This window comes from Stenotrophomonas sp. YJH_SMC_101-4 (genome assembly GCF_059370395.1).
This window is the reverse complement of the sequence record NZ_JCAFTP010000001.1, coordinates 101,513-115,909: the sequence shown is the minus strand read 5'-3', so window position 1 is coordinate 115,909 and position 14,397 is coordinate 101,513. Positions and strand designations below refer to the sequence as shown.

Here is a 14,397-nt window from a genome sequence, read left to right as displayed (position 1 = left end):
CCCGGCGCCGCTCCCCCTGTCCCTGATCAAATCGAGACGTACCGATGAGCAGCTACACCGCCCCGCTTTCCGACCTCCGTTTCGCCCTGCACGATGTGCTCAAGGTCGAGCCCCTGTTCGCCCGCCTGGGCTTCACCGACGCCACCGCCGACGTGGTCGATGCCGTGCTGGAAGAAGCCGGCCGCTTCAGCGCCACCGTGCTGGCCCCGCTCAACAGCGTCGGCGACGAGATCGGCTGCGTGCTCGACCAGGCCACCGGTGAAGTGACCACCCCGCCCGGCTTCAAGCAGGCCTACGACCAGTTCGTCGATGGCGGCTGGACCGGCCTGACCGCCTCGCCGGAGCTGGGCGGCCAGGGCCTGCCGCACACCTTAGGCGTGCCGCTCAACGAAATGATCAACGCCGCCAACCTGGCGTGGGGCAACTTCCCGCTGCTCTCGCACGGCGCCATCGAAGCGCTGAAGCAGCACGGCGAAGCCTGGCAGCACGAAGCCTTCCTCAAGCCGCTGATCGAAGGCCGCTGGACCGGCACGATGTGCCTGACCGAGCCGCACTGCGGCACCGACCTGGGCCTGCTCAAGACCAAGGCCGAGCCGAATGCCGATGGCAGCTACGCGATCACCGGCACCAAGATCTTCATCACCGCTGGCGAGCACGACCTGACCGGCAACATCGTGCACCTGGTGCTGGCCAAGCTGCCTGACGCCCCTCCGGGCGCCAAGGGCATCTCGCTGTTCGTCACCCCCAAGTTCAAGGTTGACCGCGATGGCAACGTCGGCGAGCGCAATGCACTGCGCTGCGGCTCGATCGAGCACAAGATGGGCATCAAGGGTTCGGTCACCTGCGTGATGAACTTCGATGGTGCGCAGGGTTACCTGGTCGGCCAGCCGCACAAGGGCCTGCAGGCGATGTTCACCATGATGAACACCGCGCGTCTGGGTGTGGGCCTGCAGGGCATTGGCCTGTCCGAGCGCGCCTACCAGAACGCGCTGAAGTACAGCCGTGAGCGCCTGCAGTCGCGCGCCCTCAGCGGCGCCAAGTTCCCGGACAAGCCGGCCGACCCGATCCTGGTGCACCCGGATGTGCGCCGCATGCTGCTGACCGTGAAGTCACTGGTCGAGGGCAGCCGCCTGCTGGCCCTGCACGCTGCCACCCTGATCGATGTCGCCCACCATGCCGAGGACGCCGCCGAGCGCGAGCGCGCCGACACCCTGGTAAGCTTCCTCACCCCGATCTCCAAGGCCTGCCAGACCGAGTGGGGTATCGAGAACACCTACAACGCCCTGCAGTGCTTCGGTGGCCACGGCTACATCCGCGAGCACGGCATGGAGCAGCTGGCGCGCGACGCCCGCATCACCACGCTCTATGAAGGCACCACCGGCATCCAGGCACTGGACCTGATCGGCCGCAAGACCGCGTCCAGCCAGGGCGCCGGCCTGAAGCTGATGCTGGCCGAGATCGAAGCCTTCGCCAAGGAACACGAGGGCAACGAAGCGCTGGCCGAGTTCATCGGCCCGCTGCGCGCAAAGGCCACCGAATGGAGCAAGCTGACCCTGGACGTGCTGCAGCGCGCGGCCGCCAACCCGGACGAACTGGGTGCGGCCAGCTACGACTACCTGTTCTATTCGGGCTACGTGGTTCTGGCCTACTGGTGGGCCCGCAGCGTGGCCGCCGCCGATGCCAGCGCGCACGGCGCCGCCTTCGCCCAGGGCAAGCGCGAGACCGCGCGGTTCTACTTCGCCCGCGTGCTGCCGCGCACGCTCAGCCATGCCGCCGCCATCCAGGCCGGCGCCGCCCCGCTGATGGCGATGGACGACGAGCGCTTCGGCGCCTGAGCCGGGCACCCGCGGTTGCGCCGGCCGCTGGCCGGCAACCGCAAAAGCAACAGCTGCATCCCGGTGGATGGCGGGGCGGTGTGGGCTGGCAGGACACGCCGTAAACCCCGCTCCGCGGTCCGGCCCAGCCGCTGGCGGCTGTGCGTTCGGGCGCTTGCGAAGCAGTGCTTCGCAAGCAAAGCACCCTCACCCTTGGGGGCTCGATGGCGCCTTGCTCGTGTGCGCTGTCCTGCGCACACGGCAAGACCGGGGTTGGGGCGTCCTGCCCAACCCGCCCGAGGCATGCCTCGGGCCCATGGCGCCAACGGTCCTGCCAACCCACACCTCCCCGCCTCTGACAGTTCCCCGCGATCTGCGTAGATCCACGTCATGCGTGGATGAAAACCACCGAAATCCCTCTGGAGAAGAGCCCCCCTTTGTTAAGGGGGGCGCACCGACAGGTGCGGGGGATAGGAGGAATGCGCGGACCTGAATCTTGCGATTTGGGTTTCGCCCACAGGGCGATACCCAAATCGCAATGATTCAGGTATAAGCTGTTCTCCCGATGGAGACAGACACTACACGCTTGGGTCTGATCGAAGCCGGAGCTCCGTTTTCTGCTCCGGGCGCCGAAGCATCGCCCAACGCCACGACGCTGCATCGCCCCGGTTCGGTCCGGCTGCTCTCGCTTGATGCCCACGGACGCGTACTGGACTGGATCACCTGGCAGGATGCGGCGTGCCTCTACGCCCGCGAAGCCGTCGCCTGGACACTCGGCGATCCCTGCCTGCACATCCACGGCGGCACAAACCGCTTCAGCGGCCTGCAGAGCGGGATGGACCTGCACCCGATCATCGCCGCGCGCGGCCACGCCCGCTCCCGCGCGATCGACCCGACGCCGAACCTGACCAACCCGGCCCTGTTCGCCCGCGACGCCCACCTGTGCATGTACTGCGGCCAGCAGTTCAACCGCCCCACGCTCACCCGCGACCACGTCATGCCGCTGTCCAAGGGCGGCCTGGACTGCTGGGAAAACGTGGTCACCGCCTGCTTCCACTGCAACTCGCGCAAGAGCGACCGCACCCCGCAGCAGGCCGGAATGCCACTGCTGGCGGTGCCTTACCGGCCCAGCTGGATCGAGCATCTGATCCTGTCCAACCGCAACATCCTGGCCGACCAGATGGCCTTCCTGAAGGCGCAATTGCCGAAGCGGTCAAAACTGAGCACCTGAATCGCCGAAAATGCAACCCTCACCGTCCTGTCACGGCCGGCGGCGTTTGCTTGCCCCACCCCCGTTTGAGGGCGAAAATGGGCGTTCAGAACAAGTGCGAACATGATGATCGACTCTGCCCGCTATCCCCGCCTCGCGCGCATCCAGACACCGGATGACCTGCGCACGTTCGACGAATCCGAATTGAGGGCGGTCGCCGACGAACTGCGCGCCTACCTCATCGAATCGGTGGGCAAGAGCGGCGGCCACTTCGCCGCCGGCCTGGGCGTGATCGAGCTCACCGTGGCCCTGCACTACCTGTACCAGACCCCGCAGGACCAGCTGGTCTGGGACGTCGGTCACCAGACCTACCCGCACAAGATCCTGACCGGTCGCCGCGACGAGATCCACACCGTCAAGCAGAAGGACGGCGTGGCGCCGTTCCCGAAGCGTGAAGAGAGCGAGTACGACACCTTCGGCGTCGGCCATTCGTCGACCTCGATCTCGGCCGCGCTCGGCATGGCCATCGCTCGCCAGTCCGAAGGCGACAACCGCCAGGTCGTTGCAGTGATCGGTGACGGTGCGATGACCGCCGGCATGGCCTTCGAAGCGCTGATGCACGCCGGCGGCATGGAGCCGGAACCGAATCTGCTGGTGATCCTCAACGACAACAACATGTCGATCTCCGAGGCGGTCGGCGGCCTGACCAAGATGCTCGGCCGTGCTACCGGCAGCCGCACGCTCAATGCACTGCGCGAAGGCGGCAAGAAGATCCTCGGCGACAAGAAGAACAACCCGGCGCGCTTCGTGAAGCGCTGGGAAGAACACTGGAAGGGCATGTTCGTGCCGTCCACGATGTTCGAGGAAATGGGTTTCCACTACACCGGCCCGATCGATGGCCACGACATGCCCGCCCTGCTGTCCACGCTGAAGACGCTGCGCGCCTCCAAGGGCCCGAAGCTGCTGCACGTGATGACGACAAAGGGCAAGGGCTACGAGCCGGCCGAAGGCGATCAGATCGGCTACCACGCGGTGGGTCCGTTCGATCCGGACAAGGGCCTGGTGGCCAAGGCTGGCGCCAAGAAGCCCACCTATACCGACGTGTTCAGCGACTGGCTGTGCGATGCCGCCGCCGCCGAGCCGCGCCTGTACGGCATCACCCCGGCGATGCGCGAAGGCTCCGGCCTGGTGCGTTTCAGCAAGGAATACCCGCAGCGCTACTTCGACGTGGCGATTGCCGAACAGCACGCGGTCACGCTGGCCGCCGGCATGGCGACCCAGGGGGGCAAGCCGGTGGTGGCGATCTATTCGACCTTCCTGCAGCGCGCGTACGACCAGTTGGTGCATGACGTGGCCATCCAGGACCTGGATGTTCTGTTCGCCATTGACCGCGCCGGTGTGGTCGGCCCGGACGGTGCGACCCATGCCGGCAACCTCGACCTGAGCTTCCTGCGCTGCGTTCCGAACATGGTGGTGATGGCGCCATCCAATGAGGCCGAGTGCCGGCAGATGCTCAGCACCGGCCTGCAGCACCCGGGCCCAGCCGCCGTGCGCTATCCGCGCGGCACCGGCACCGGCGTGGCTGCCGGCACCGACCTGTCCACCCTGCCGATCGGCAAGGGCGAGTTGCGCCTGCAGGGCAGTCGTATCGCCCTGCTCGCCTTCGGCAGCACCGTGGCCGCCGCCGAACAGGTTGGCCGCGAACTGGGCCTGAGCGTGGTCAACATGCGCTTCATCAAGCCGCTGGACCGCGAGCTGGTGCTGGCTGTCGCCGCCCAGCACGAGGGGCTGGTGACGATCGAAGACAACGTGGTGGCCGGTGGCGCCGGCTCCGGCGTCGGTGAGCTGCTCAATGCCGAAGGCGTGCTGCGCCCGATCCTGCACCTGGGCCTGCCCGACAGCTACCAGCACCACGCCAGCCGCGAGGACCTGCTGGCCGAAGCCGGCATCGACGCCGCAGGCATCCGCGCGGCGGTACTCAAGCGCTGGCCGCAGCTGGCTGCCGGGACCCCGCCGCTCAGCGCGGCAGGCTGAGACCGGTCACCACCCAGTGGATCCACGTATGGCGTGGATCCACTGCGGAACAGGGGTCGATCCACGCCATGCGTGGGGACAGATCAGGGAGCCCCAGCTCTCAGCCGTAGCTGACCGCTTCCACGAACGCGCCGCTGGCCTCCACCCGCACCGCAGCGCGCTGCCCGGTGTCGACGAAGTGGAGGCGTGCAAGGGTTTCAGCGAAATCGTAGGCCCGGGCACCATCGCGGAACTCGATCGGTTCCGGCCGGTCCGGGTGCAGCACGCGCCATTGGCGTTGCTCGCATTGCAGGCGGATCAACATGCAGCTCACTCCTTGAGGCAGCGTATCGACGGTGGCGGGACGGGCGTGCCGGTTACGGCAGACTTCATCGCGGCGGATCAGGGGCACGCAGAGGTGCCCTGATCGCAGAAGATACGACGTTCAAAATGTGAGCTGTATCAGATTATTCTGATTTTCGAGGCGCGTGCTCAATTCACCTGGAACTGCGCCCGGCAACCGTCGCTGACCCAGATGCCACGGCGGTCCCAGCCCCAGGTCTGGCCCTCGATGCAGGCGCTGCGCGAATCCTGGCGGACCAGGCGCACACCACGACGGATGCGCGCATCGCAGTACTCCTGGCGATGACCGTTGGAATGGCAGGTGATCACCTCACCCCCACCCCAGCCATTGCCACCATTGCCCCAGCCGTTGCCATGGCCACCACCCCAGCCACCGCCGCGGCGGTACTCACCAACGAACTCGGCACGACAGCCCTGGGTAACCCAGACACCATAGCGCGATTGTCCCCAGGTCTCGCCTTCCACGCACGGCGAGCCCGACAACTGGCGGATCATCCGGGCACGGCCTTCCAGGCGGCATTCATTGCTGCGGTTCTTGATCGATTCGCAGCGTACGATGCCGCCGCCATCACGACCGCCGTAGCGATCGTCGTCATAACCGTAACCATAGCTCTGCGCCTGCGCGCCGCCCGCGGCCGCCAGCATTGGCAGCAGGGTGCAGGCCAGGGTGCGCCAGGTGAGTGCCTTGCCCATCGGGATCTCCGGATGAATACGATGGCGCAAGCATCGGGGATTCGTGGCGCGGCGCACAGGGGGGCGCCCCACGGCGGTTTTTCCCCATTCAAACAACTCAACCGTGGCTGACTGCGCCTCAGCCGGTGGTGTCAACTTCCGACGTGGAGTGCGTCCACCGAATTGCCGAGCGCCTCGACCCGTACCGTGCTGCGCTGGCCGGTACGGCGGTGGTGCTCCAGGGCCCGCGCCGCAGCGACATCGAAAGCCTCGGCGCCCCGTGCATAACGGGTGGCGTCATGCGCCTGCGGATCCAGTACGGACCAGTGCCGGGCGTTGCATTGAACGGTAATGACCATTGGAAGACTCCTGCGGAATGAAGGCACGCCGGCAGCGGAAGGCTCTGAGTGCCGGTACACCATCAGGCTAGCGAGCACCTCCGGGATGGCCTATCAGATTTGTACGAAAATGCCGCGCCGGACTGTCAGACCGCCCCGCCCTCACATCCCTGAGGCCGTTTAGTGAATCCCTTTCGTGACCCTTGTCACGGAGTTGACAGAGCTTCACACTACCGTCACCAACAGGGGCCCCTTCCACATGCGCACCTTCTTCTCGCAGCAGCGTTCGACGTTGCTGAAGTTCTACTTCGTGGCCAGCTATCTGGTGCTGATCGAGGAACTGATCCGCGCCGCCCTGCACTGAGCACTTGCTGCCGTTTTTCCTGCGGCCGACACTGTTGCTTTAGGCACGGAGCTCCGCCGATGAAATCCCTTCTTCTGATTCCCGCGCTACTGGTCCTGGTCGCCTGCGCCAGCCCGGACAAGGCACCCACGCACGCCGAAGCGACAGCCACGCCGGTGGTCGGCGGTGATCGCGATGCGCATGGCTGCATCGGTTCGGCCGGCTACCAGTGGTGCGAGCACAGCCAGCGTTGCGAACGCCCGTGGGAACTGGCGCAGGCACAGGGCCTGGCCAACACCGCCGAAGCCATCAACGCCTATTGCGCAAAGCCGGCCAGCCCGGCGCGCAAGTGAGTCGCGCCCACCATGGCTGAGCTCAGTCCGCTCCCCACCCTGGCCCCGGGCCGCTACCGCCACTTCAAGGGCGGCGAGTACGAAGTGCTGGACATCGTCCGCAGCAGCGAGACCCTGCAGCCGATGGTGCTGTACCGCGCGTTGTATGGCGAAGGCGGTCTGTGGGTACGCCCGTACGCCATGTTCGTCGAGCAGGTGCCCGGCGAGCACGGACCGCAACCACGTTTCGCCCGCGTCGACGCATGACGGTTCCGCTGCCGGTCCAGGCCGGCAGCGCGCGGCAACACAGCGGGCCTGCGCTACAATCGTACCGTCCAGTCGGTTTCTTCCCACCATGTCCGCATCCCCCTCCCGTTCGCGCCGCAAGGCGCCCGACAGCGTGCGCCAGTCACTGCTGCAGGCCACCATTGAAGTGATCGGCCGTAACGGCCTGGCCGCGCTGACCGTGCAGGACGTCGCGCAGGCCGCTGGTGTCAGCAAGGGTGCGTTGTTCCATCATTTCAGCAGCAAGCAGGCACTGGTGGATGAAGCCGTCGGAGCGCTCATCGGCGAGTTCGAAACGCGGGTACGCGCCCTGCTGCAGGAGAATCCCGAAGGCCATGGCCGTTTCAGCCGCGCCTATGTGCAGGCCAATTTCGAGCATCTGCTGCAGCAGGAGCAGGACAACGACATCGGCCTGACCCTCGGCAACCTGATGGAACCGGCCCTGCTCGCGCATTGGCGCACCTGGAAGCGTGCGATGCTGGCCGAATTCGCCGGCGAAGCCAACGATCCCCGGCTGTACGCGGCGCGCTGCGCTGCCGATGGCTACTGGGCCACGGCCTATGGGCGTCCGCTGGACGAGGAGGAACGTGCCAACGCATTGGCCATGGCCGAGCAGGCCCTGAAACTGTGCGACCCGCAGTGAGCTGGAGCGCGCAATGAATCCCTACCTCTACCTTGCTGCCGCCATCGTGCTGGAAGTGATTGCCACATCACTGCTGAAGGCATCCGACGGCATGAGCCGGCTGGCGCCGACGCTGGGCGCGCTGGTCGGCTACGGGCTGTGCTTCTACCTGTTGTCGATGACCATGAAGTCGATTCCGACCGGCATCGCCTACGCGATCTGGTCCGGCGTCGGCATCGTGCTGATCTCGCTGATCGGGCTGGTAGTGTTCAAGCAGCGCCTGGATGCACCCGCGTTGATCGGCATCGGCCTGATTTGCGCCGGTGTAATGGTGATCAATCTGTTCTCGCGCAGCAGCGCACATTGAGCACGCTGCTGCGCGATCAACGCTAGCTGACCTTCTTCGCTACGGTCATGCCGAGCAGGAACAGCACCACGGCGATGATGATGCCGGCCCAGAACAGGAACTTGGCGATGCCGACCGCGGCACCGGCAATGCCACCGAAGCCGAGCACGCCCGCAATGACGCCGATGATGGCGAAGATGATGGCCCACTTGATCATGTCAAACCTTTCCCCGCAGGGACTGCGTACTGGATGATCAGGCTAGGCCGTGGCCGATGCGGCAGTCGTGAACAGGCCGCGTGCGCGGCGTGAATCAGCGCGGACGGAAGCGCAGCAGCGCGACGGCAAACGCCAGGAACACGCTGCCCACCAGCCGCTCGAACCAGCGTCGCGCAAACGGCTTGGCCAGCCAGCGGCGCAGGCCATGGCCACCGGCTGCATACATCACGTACCAGAACAGTTCGCAGGCGGCGAAGGTGGCCACCAGCACGCTGTACTGCAGTGCCTGGCCGCGTGACGGATCGACGAACTGCGGCAGGAACGCCGCCGCGAACAGCAGCAGCTTGGGATTGCTCAGGCCCACCAGAAGGCCACCACGGAACACGGTCCAGGCACCAAGCGTCGGCGTCATCGGCAGTGCGGCATCCACCGTCACCGCAGGCGCGGGACGGCAGCTATCGCGCCATGCCTTCAGGCCCAGCCAGGCCAGGTAGGCCACACCCAGATAGCGCAGCACTTCGAACAGCATCGGCGAGGAATGAAGCAATGCGCTCAGGCCAGCAGCGGACGCGGCCAGCACCAGCAGCATCGCCAGCAGGCAGCCGGCCATCGCCGGCACACTGCCGCGGAAGCCGAGTCCGACGCTGCGGCCGAGGATATGCAGCATGTTCGGCCCCGGCGTGCCACACAGAACAAACACCGTGGCCAGGAACCACCACCAGGTATGCAGGGCCATGGCGCACATCCACTTCAGAAGACCGTACCAGCATAGAGTGCGTCTGCAACGCGCGGCACATACAGCACAGCGTGGATGTGGTGGTTACAGAGGCAGGCTCAGGCCGCGTGCGCGTCGCGCCGTACCAGTACCTGGTCGATCAGGCCCCATTCGCATGCCTGCTCGGCACTCATGAAATGATCGCGGTCCAGGGTCTGCTCGACCTCCTCGACACTGCGTCCGCAATGCTGCGCATACAGCCGGGTGATGCGCTGCTTGGTGCGCTGCATTTCCTCGGCGTGGATGAAGATGTCCGAAGCCTGGCCCTGCACCCCGCCCAGCGGCTGGTGCACGTGCAGGCTGGCATTGGCCAACGCCGCGCGGTGACCGGGCTCGCCGGCCATCAGCAGGAACGAACCCATCGACCGTGCGGTGCCCATGCACAGCGTATGCACCGGGGCCGAGATGTATTGCATCGTGTCGTACATCGCCAGGCCGCTGGAGATCACCCCACCCGGCGAGTTGATGTACAGATGGATCGGCTTCTCCGGGTTTTCCGATTCCAGGAACAACAACTGCGCGCAGACCAGCGCCGACACGGCGTCATCGACTTCGCCGTTGAGAAAGATGATGCGCTCGCGCAGGAGCCGCGAGTAGATGTCATAGGAGCGCTCGCCCCGCTCGCTGCGCTCCACCACCATCGGTACCAGCTGCATTCTGTCCGGCATGTGCCTGCTCCTTGTCCGGTGGGATTGAGGCGCCACCTCAGGCCGCGCGCATCATGGTGCGATGATCGTCGTTGGCGGCCAACGGCAGCGGCGCGCGCAGGTCGGTGAGCCGATGCACGATGGTCAGCACCGTCCCCCCACTGTCATCCGCGCGCAGCTGGAAACACACCAGGCTGTGCAGATGTGGGGGCTGCGCATCGCGCAAGTGGAACCCCAGCTCCCGTCCTTCCTCGCACAGGCAGGGCTGCGGGTCGGCAAGATCGGCTGCAGGCAACCAGCGCTCACGCAGCGCTGGATCGCACAGTGCGCGCCAGACCCGTCCCGGTGGTGCTGGCAGCCGTTGCTCCATCACCAAGGCGGGAGCCGCTTCGTTCAGAACGTCGTCCATCAGTCCATCTCCTCCAACAGGTTCTGCAGTGCGGACATCCGCGCCGGCCAGTAGGCCCGGTAGCGCTGCAACCAGCGGCCGATGTGGGCCAGCCCGCGCGGATCGACCTCGTAGTGGACGAAGCGGCCTTGGCGCTGCTCATGCACCAGTCCGGCATCGCGCAGCACTGCCAGGTGCTGGGACATCGCAGACTGGCTGATCGCCATGCCCTCGCGCAGCGCGCTGGCATGCTGCCCGCCCTCGGCCAGCTTTTCGAAGATATGGCGGCGGGTGGGGTCGGCCAGCGCCTTGAACAGGGCGTTCTCGATCATGATCAATACATTAGTATCCACTAATGTTTAATGCAACCCTCCGATCTGCTGTGCTGCAATGACAGCCTCTTCCCTGGAGCAATGCATGAAGACCCTTGGCCTGATCGGCGGCATGAGCTGGGAAAGCTCGGCCCAGTACTACCGGCTCATCAACGAGGACGTACGGCAGCGCCTCGGTGGCGCGCACTCCGCGCAGCTGCTGCTGTGGTCGGTGGACTTCGCCCCGATCAAGCAGCTGCAGCACGACGGCGACTGGGATGCACTGGGCGACCACATGGTCGACGCCGCACGGCGCCTGCAGGCCGGTGGTGCCGATCTGCTGCTGGTCTGCACCAACACCATGCACACGCTGGCCGACCGCATCGAGGCGGCCTGCCCACTGCCGCTGCTGCATATCGTCGACCCCACCGCCCAGGCCATCGTGCAGGCAGGCGCACGCAAGGTGGGCCTGCTCGGCACCGCCTTCACCATGGAGCAGGACTTCTACCGCGGCCGGCTGCAGGATCGCTTCGATCTGGAAGTGCTGGTGCCCGATGCCGATGACCGGCGCAGCGTGCACGACATCATCTACCAGGAGCTGATTGCCGGCGTGGTCAGCGAGCACTCACGGCAGGTCTATGCCGGCGTGATCGCGCGACTGGTGGCGCGCGGTGCCGAAGCGATCATTCTTGGCTGCACCGAGATCATGCTGCTGGTACGCCCGGAGGACAGTTCAGTGCCGTTGTTCGATACCACTGCCCTGCATGCGCGGGCTGCCGTGGACGCAGCACTGGCCTGATCCTGCCTTCGGTGCAGCGCGGAATCAGTCCGCGCCCTGCACTTCCAGCGCGGTGATCAGCCACTCGACCACCGCCTGGGAATCGCACAGGAAGAAGATGGCATCGCCGGAGCGCGCTTCGGTAAGCAGGCGATAGACCGTGATCGCCACCGCCGACTGGTTGGCGATGAACACTTCCGGGCTGCGCGGCCCTTCGCTGTGGCCGGCAACCGCGTGCAGCGCCTTGCGTGCGGCCACGGTCGCAGCCGGGTCCGCGCTGCGGGTCAGTTCCGGCCCGCGCAGGCCCCAGGCAATGAACACATGCTTGCCCTTGAACGTGGTGTCCAGGACCCGCACCTCGGCGCCGCCTGCGTCGGCCGAGCGATGAATGACGGTACTGCTGATCAACGCAACCCCCTGTGGTCGTCGTGGTCCGCGCATCCTCCCCCACAGGCCGCCCGCACACCAGTGACGGCAGCCACAGGCTGCGCCGACAGGCGTGGAAGACATGTAAGAAGGTGTAAACCGATGCGATCGGATGTGCAGCGATGATACGGGATGTAAGCCTCTGCATGGGCCCGTGCGCACTACTAAATCCTTACTGAGCCACATCCGGAACGATGCGTTCCGACGGCCTCGTGCTGGGTCATTCTTGCCGCCCGAATCCACGCTCGAGGCTCCCTATGACCCTTCGCCCGCTGCTGCCGATCACCGGCGCCGCCCTTGTCCTGCTGCTGGCCGCCACCGCCGTGGCCGCCCAGGACTACGACACTGATCACATTCCAGCGCTGCGCTGCGAATCCCAGTTCAACAAGACCGAGCAATGCCCCATCGAGGGCCCGATGCGCCTGGCCAGGCAACTGTCGGTCACCCGCTGCGTGGAGAACCAGAACTGGGGCCAGAGCCGCCGCACGTTATGGGTGACCGACGGCTGCCGCGCCGAGTTCGTCGCCGATGGATACGGGCGATGGCCGGGACGTGGCCGCGGCCGTGACCGCGACAACGAGGGTGAACGCCTGGTCTGCGAGTCCTACGAGAACAAGGACAAGGAGTGCCGGATTCGCGTTCGTCACGAGGTACGGCTGGTCAAGCAGAAATCGGTGACGACCTGCATCGAGGACCGCAACTGGGGCTGGGACCGTCGCGGCGTGTGGGTCAGCGACGGCTGCCGTGCCGAGTTCCGGGTGTATTGACTGCCTGCCACGCGCTGGCTGCAACGCGTAGGCGTGCGTGCAAGGCGGAGTCGATAGACTATGGCCTGCATGGCAGGGAGCACGACATGGAACGATGGTATCTGGCGACGCTGCTGGCGTTGATCCTGCATCAGATCGACGCTGCGTTCTGGCAGGAATGGACCATGTTCCATGTGCCCGGCGGCATCCAGGGCTTCCTGCTGTTCAACCTGTTCGCAGTCGGCGCCGTGCTTTGGGGTTATCGCCATGCCCTGCTGGGTACATCCACGGCGCGCGGCTATGCATTGGTTTGTGGCGCGCTCGGCATTGGCACGGCGCTGATCCACCTGGCGTTTGCCCTGCTCGGTCGCAATGAATTCCACCTGCCGCTGTCGATCATCGTCCTGCTCGCCTGTTTTGTATCGGGTGGCGGTCTGTTGCTGCAGCTCCGCCCGCGATGAGCCAGACGTCCCGTTCTCCGCGCCTGCGTAACGGCAGCCCCCAGGACGCGGATGCCTTGATCGCGCTCGACAGCGTGGCAGCCATTGATCCAGAGCGGATCATGCAGATTGGCAACTGGCTGGCACACGGCGGCGTGTATGTCGCCGAGCAGGACGGCAGGGTCGTCGGCTACCTGGTCATGCATCACCACTTCTTCGGCGAGGCCTTCGTCGAGATGCTGATGGTGGCGCGCGAACGCCGCGGCCACGGCATTGGTACCGCACTGCTGCGACACGCGATCGCACGGCGCGGTCGCGGCAAGCTGTTCACCTCGACCAATGCCTCCAACATCGGCATGCAGCGCCTGCTCGTTGCGTCGGGCTTCATCGACAGCGGCATCGTGCACGGATTGGATGACGGCGACCCGGAGCTGATCTACCGCTTCGCTGAAGACTGATCATCGGCATCAGCAGCGCGCACAAAAAAGCCCACGCATTGCTGCGCAGGCTTCTTGATTCATCACAGTGGTCGGGACGGCCGGATTCGAACCGACGACCCTCTGCCCCCCAGGCAGATGCGCTACCAGGCTGCGCTACGCCCCGACTGATGCTGCGATGTGCCCGCCAGTGCGGCGGGCCGTGAAGTATAGCGGATTACGATGGAAATGGGATCAGCGGCGCAACAACTGCAGCACTTCTTCCAGCTCCATGCGTACCTGCTTGATGATCTGGTTGCTCAGCGCCGATTCCTCGCGGGCATCGGGGCCGTCCAGACGCAGGCGTGCACCACCGATGGTGTAGCCCTGTTCGTACAGCAGGCTGCGGATCTGCCGCACCATCAGCACGTCATGGCGCTGGTAGTAGCGGCGGTTGCCTCGGCGCTTGGCCGGCTCAAGGCTGGGAAACTCGGTTTCCCAGTAGCGCAGGACGTGCGGCTTGACGTCGCACAGCTCGCTGACTTCACCGATGGTGAAGTAGCGCTTGGCCGGGATCGGCGGTAGTTCGCGGTTACTGCCCGGATCCAGCATAAGCTTCCACCCTCTCCTTGAGCTTCTGGCCCGGACGGAAGGTGACCACCGTACGGGCGGAAATCGGAATTTCCTCGCCGGTCTTGGGGTTGCGACCCGGGCGCTGGTTCTTGCGCCGCAGATCGAAATTACCGAAGCCCGACAGCTTCACCTGACGTCCCTGTTCCAATGCTTCACGCAGCACATCGAAAAACGCGTCGACGAATTCCTTGGCTTCCCGCTTGTTCAGACCGACTTCGTCGAACAGCTTTTCCGCCATCTCCGCCTTGGTCAATGCCATTGCCTGCTACCCCCGAGTGCTGC

At 65.7% G+C, this 14,397-nt stretch carries 22 protein-coding genes and 1 tRNA gene; 11 read left to right on the top strand and 12 right to left on the bottom strand.

What is annotated here, in order from left to right; all coding sequences use genetic code 11:
• Positions 1-44: 44 nt before the first annotated feature.
• The 3 genes from AC5P8D_RS00565 (at position 45) to dxs (ending at position 5,058) form a co-directional block, all read left to right on the top strand.
• Positions 45-1,835 carry an acyl-CoA dehydrogenase C-terminal domain-containing protein gene (locus tag AC5P8D_RS00565; RefSeq protein WP_312662945.1) on the top strand — a complete coding sequence of 597 codons (1,791 nt, stop codon included), beginning with the start codon at positions 45-47 and terminating at the stop codon, positions 1,833-1,835.
• A 544-nt stretch (positions 1,836-2,379) separates the two neighbouring features.
• Positions 2,380-3,045 (top strand): HNH endonuclease, encoded by a 666-nt coding sequence (locus AC5P8D_RS00560; protein WP_019336875.1) that lies wholly within the window; start codon positions 2,380-2,382, stop codon positions 3,043-3,045.
• A 105-nt stretch (positions 3,046-3,150) separates the two neighbouring features.
• On the top strand, positions 3,151-5,058 hold the full coding sequence (gene dxs / locus AC5P8D_RS00555) for a 1-deoxy-D-xylulose-5-phosphate synthase (protein WP_010486509.1): 1,908 nt from the start codon (positions 3,151-3,153) through the stop codon (positions 5,056-5,058).
• 100 nt (positions 5,059-5,158) lie between these two features.
• On the opposite strand, the gene AC5P8D_RS00550 is transcribed toward dxs, so the two are convergent.
• The 3 genes from AC5P8D_RS00550 to AC5P8D_RS00540 all read right to left on the bottom strand — a co-directional run bounded on the left by AC5P8D_RS00550 (position 5,159) and on the right by AC5P8D_RS00540 (position 6,431).
• Entirely contained in the window at positions 5,159-5,362 is a 204-nt protein-coding gene (locus tag AC5P8D_RS00550; RefSeq protein WP_005417823.1) for a hypothetical protein, read from the bottom strand.
• A gap of 167 nt (positions 5,363-5,529) precedes the next feature.
• Positions 5,530-6,093, bottom strand: coding sequence for a DUF3011 domain-containing protein (locus AC5P8D_RS00545; RefSeq protein WP_010486507.1), 564 nt, complete (start codon positions 6,091-6,093; stop codon positions 5,530-5,532).
• A 131-nt stretch (positions 6,094-6,224) separates the two neighbouring features.
• Positions 6,225-6,431 (bottom strand): hypothetical protein, encoded by a 207-nt coding sequence (locus tag AC5P8D_RS00540; RefSeq protein WP_010486505.1) that lies wholly within the window; start codon positions 6,429-6,431, stop codon positions 6,225-6,227.
• Between the two features lie 402 nt (positions 6,432-6,833).
• Here AC5P8D_RS00540 and AC5P8D_RS00535 point away from each other — a divergent pair, with 402 nt between their 5' ends.
• From AC5P8D_RS00535 to AC5P8D_RS00520, 4 genes are all read left to right on the top strand, one after another.
• Positions 6,834-7,106 carry a hypothetical protein gene (locus tag AC5P8D_RS00535; protein ID WP_019336879.1) on the top strand — a complete coding sequence of 91 codons (273 nt, stop codon included), beginning with the start codon at positions 6,834-6,836 and terminating at the stop codon, positions 7,104-7,106.
• A 12-nt stretch (positions 7,107-7,118) separates the two neighbouring features.
• On the top strand, positions 7,119-7,352 hold the full coding sequence (locus tag AC5P8D_RS00530; RefSeq protein ID WP_005410421.1) for a DUF1653 domain-containing protein: 234 nt from the start codon (positions 7,119-7,121) through the stop codon (positions 7,350-7,352).
• A gap of 88 nt (positions 7,353-7,440) precedes the next feature.
• Positions 7,441-8,013: a TetR/AcrR family transcriptional regulator gene (locus AC5P8D_RS00525; RefSeq protein WP_043401897.1), complete on the top strand. Its 573-nt coding sequence runs from the start codon at positions 7,441-7,443 to the stop codon at positions 8,011-8,013.
• 13 nt (positions 8,014-8,026) lie between these two features.
• Positions 8,027-8,359 (top strand): SMR family transporter, encoded by a 333-nt coding sequence (locus AC5P8D_RS00520; RefSeq protein ID WP_100446302.1) that lies wholly within the window; start codon positions 8,027-8,029, stop codon positions 8,357-8,359.
• Between the two features lie 22 nt (positions 8,360-8,381).
• Here the strand turns inward: AC5P8D_RS00520 and AC5P8D_RS00515 are convergent, their stop codons facing one another.
• From AC5P8D_RS00515 to AC5P8D_RS00495, 5 genes are all read right to left on the bottom strand, one after another.
• A complete protein-coding gene (locus tag AC5P8D_RS00515) occupies positions 8,382-8,555 on the bottom strand; it encodes a DUF1328 domain-containing protein (RefSeq protein ID WP_006380555.1) in 174 nt (57 codons plus the stop codon).
• Positions 8,556-8,649: 94 nt separating this feature from the next.
• The gene (locus tag AC5P8D_RS00510; protein ID WP_019336882.1) at positions 8,650-9,291 is read right to left on the bottom strand and encodes a LysE family translocator; all 642 of its coding nucleotides are present in this window, start codon (positions 9,289-9,291) and stop codon (positions 8,650-8,652) included.
• A gap of 98 nt (positions 9,292-9,389) precedes the next feature.
• On the bottom strand, positions 9,390-9,998 hold the full coding sequence (locus tag AC5P8D_RS00505; RefSeq protein WP_329834917.1) for an ATP-dependent Clp protease proteolytic subunit: 609 nt from the start codon (positions 9,996-9,998) through the stop codon (positions 9,390-9,392).
• 37 nt (positions 9,999-10,035) lie between these two features.
• Positions 10,036-10,386 carry an SRPBCC family protein gene (locus AC5P8D_RS00500; protein ID WP_019336884.1) on the bottom strand — a complete coding sequence of 117 codons (351 nt, stop codon included), beginning with the start codon at positions 10,384-10,386 and terminating at the stop codon, positions 10,036-10,038.
• Positions 10,386-10,697: an ArsR/SmtB family transcription factor gene (locus tag AC5P8D_RS00495; protein WP_010486485.1), complete on the bottom strand. Its 312-nt coding sequence runs from the start codon at positions 10,695-10,697 to the stop codon at positions 10,386-10,388. The genes AC5P8D_RS00500 and AC5P8D_RS00495 overlap by 1 nt, the downstream gene beginning before the upstream one ends.
• Positions 10,698-10,782: 85 nt before the next feature.
• Here AC5P8D_RS00495 and AC5P8D_RS00490 point away from each other — a divergent pair, with 85 nt between their 5' ends.
• Entirely contained in the window at positions 10,783-11,475 is a 693-nt protein-coding gene (locus AC5P8D_RS00490) for an aspartate/glutamate racemase family protein (protein WP_010486483.1), read from the top strand.
• A 24-nt stretch (positions 11,476-11,499) separates the two neighbouring features.
• Here AC5P8D_RS00490 and AC5P8D_RS00485 read toward each other — a convergent pair whose 3' ends face one another.
• Positions 11,500-11,895 carry a hypothetical protein gene (locus tag AC5P8D_RS00485; protein WP_012511691.1) on the bottom strand — a complete coding sequence of 132 codons (396 nt, stop codon included), beginning with the start codon at positions 11,893-11,895 and terminating at the stop codon, positions 11,500-11,502.
• 242 nt (positions 11,896-12,137) lie between these two features.
• Between AC5P8D_RS00485 and AC5P8D_RS00480 the strand changes: the two genes are divergently transcribed.
• The 3 genes from AC5P8D_RS00480 (at position 12,138) to AC5P8D_RS00470 (ending at position 13,524) form a co-directional block, all read left to right on the top strand.
• A complete protein-coding gene (locus tag AC5P8D_RS00480) occupies positions 12,138-12,647 on the top strand; it encodes a DUF3011 domain-containing protein (protein WP_010486479.1) in 510 nt (169 codons plus the stop codon).
• An 86-nt stretch (positions 12,648-12,733) separates the two neighbouring features.
• A complete protein-coding gene (locus AC5P8D_RS00475; RefSeq protein WP_010486477.1) occupies positions 12,734-13,087 on the top strand; it encodes a DUF6713 family protein in 354 nt (117 codons plus the stop codon).
• Positions 13,084-13,524, top strand: coding sequence for a GNAT family N-acetyltransferase (locus tag AC5P8D_RS00470; protein ID WP_049482230.1), 441 nt, complete (start codon positions 13,084-13,086; stop codon positions 13,522-13,524). Before AC5P8D_RS00475 ends, AC5P8D_RS00470 begins: the two co-directional genes overlap by 4 nt.
• A gap of 68 nt (positions 13,525-13,592) precedes the next feature.
• On the opposite strand, the gene AC5P8D_RS00465 is transcribed toward AC5P8D_RS00470, so the two are convergent.
• The 3 genes from AC5P8D_RS00465 to AC5P8D_RS00455 form a co-directional block, all read right to left on the bottom strand.
• A tRNA-Pro gene (locus AC5P8D_RS00465) sits at positions 13,593-13,669 on the bottom strand.
• Between the two features lie 68 nt (positions 13,670-13,737).
• On the bottom strand, positions 13,738-14,094 hold the full coding sequence (locus AC5P8D_RS00460; protein WP_005410431.1) for a MerR family transcriptional regulator: 357 nt from the start codon (positions 14,092-14,094) through the stop codon (positions 13,738-13,740).
• Positions 14,075-14,374 carry an integration host factor subunit alpha gene (locus tag AC5P8D_RS00455; protein ID WP_005410432.1) on the bottom strand — a complete coding sequence of 100 codons (300 nt, stop codon included), beginning with the start codon at positions 14,372-14,374 and terminating at the stop codon, positions 14,075-14,077. Before AC5P8D_RS00455 ends, AC5P8D_RS00460 begins: the two co-directional genes overlap by 20 nt.
• Positions 14,375-14,397: the final 23 nt, after the last annotated feature.

Bases quoted from the DNA above. Each gene is read 5' to 3' on its own strand.
- AC5P8D_RS00565 (WP_312662945.1), top strand. From the start codon at position 45: ATGAGCAGCTACACCGCCCCGCTTTCCGACCTCCGTTTCGCCCTGCAC.
- AC5P8D_RS00560 (WP_019336875.1), top strand. From the start codon at position 2,380: ATGGAGACAGACACTACACGCTTGGGTCTGATCGAAGCCGGAGCTCCG.
- dxs (WP_010486509.1), top strand. From the start codon at position 3,151: ATGATCGACTCTGCCCGCTATCCCCGCCTCGCGCGCATCCAGACACCG.
- AC5P8D_RS00550 (WP_005417823.1), bottom strand. From the start codon at position 5,362: ATGTTGATCCGCCTGCAATGCGAGCAACGCCAATGGCGCGTGCTGCAC.
- AC5P8D_RS00545 (WP_010486507.1), bottom strand. From the start codon at position 6,093: ATGGGCAAGGCACTCACCTGGCGCACCCTGGCCTGCACCCTGCTGCCA.
- AC5P8D_RS00540 (WP_010486505.1), bottom strand. From the start codon at position 6,431: ATGGTCATTACCGTTCAATGCAACGCCCGGCACTGGTCCGTACTGGAT.
- AC5P8D_RS00535 (WP_019336879.1), top strand. From the start codon at position 6,834: ATGAAATCCCTTCTTCTGATTCCCGCGCTACTGGTCCTGGTCGCCTGC.
- AC5P8D_RS00530 (WP_005410421.1), top strand. From the start codon at position 7,119: ATGGCTGAGCTCAGTCCGCTCCCCACCCTGGCCCCGGGCCGCTACCGC.
- AC5P8D_RS00525 (WP_043401897.1), top strand. From the start codon at position 7,441: ATGTCCGCATCCCCCTCCCGTTCGCGCCGCAAGGCGCCCGACAGCGTG.
- AC5P8D_RS00520 (WP_100446302.1), top strand. From the start codon at position 8,027: ATGAATCCCTACCTCTACCTTGCTGCCGCCATCGTGCTGGAAGTGATT.
- AC5P8D_RS00515 (WP_006380555.1), bottom strand. From the start codon at position 8,555: ATGATCAAGTGGGCCATCATCTTCGCCATCATCGGCGTCATTGCGGGC.
- AC5P8D_RS00510 (WP_019336882.1), bottom strand. From the start codon at position 9,291: ATGGCCCTGCATACCTGGTGGTGGTTCCTGGCCACGGTGTTTGTTCTG.
- AC5P8D_RS00505 (WP_329834917.1), bottom strand. From the start codon at position 9,998: ATGCCGGACAGAATGCAGCTGGTACCGATGGTGGTGGAGCGCAGCGAG.
- AC5P8D_RS00500 (WP_019336884.1), bottom strand. From the start codon at position 10,386: ATGGACGACGTTCTGAACGAAGCGGCTCCCGCCTTGGTGATGGAGCAA.
- AC5P8D_RS00495 (WP_010486485.1), bottom strand. From the start codon at position 10,697: ATGATCGAGAACGCCCTGTTCAAGGCGCTGGCCGACCCCACCCGCCGC.
- AC5P8D_RS00490 (WP_010486483.1), top strand. From the start codon at position 10,783: ATGAAGACCCTTGGCCTGATCGGCGGCATGAGCTGGGAAAGCTCGGCC.
- AC5P8D_RS00485 (WP_012511691.1), bottom strand. From the start codon at position 11,895: ATGCGCGGACCACGACGACCACAGGGGGTTGCGTTGATCAGCAGTACC.
- AC5P8D_RS00480 (WP_010486479.1), top strand. From the start codon at position 12,138: ATGACCCTTCGCCCGCTGCTGCCGATCACCGGCGCCGCCCTTGTCCTG.
- AC5P8D_RS00475 (WP_010486477.1), top strand. From the start codon at position 12,734: ATGGAACGATGGTATCTGGCGACGCTGCTGGCGTTGATCCTGCATCAG.
- AC5P8D_RS00470 (WP_049482230.1), top strand. From the start codon at position 13,084: ATGAGCCAGACGTCCCGTTCTCCGCGCCTGCGTAACGGCAGCCCCCAG.
- AC5P8D_RS00460 (WP_005410431.1), bottom strand. From the start codon at position 14,094: ATGCTGGATCCGGGCAGTAACCGCGAACTACCGCCGATCCCGGCCAAG.
- AC5P8D_RS00455 (WP_005410432.1), bottom strand. From the start codon at position 14,374: ATGGCATTGACCAAGGCGGAGATGGCGGAAAAGCTGTTCGACGAAGTC.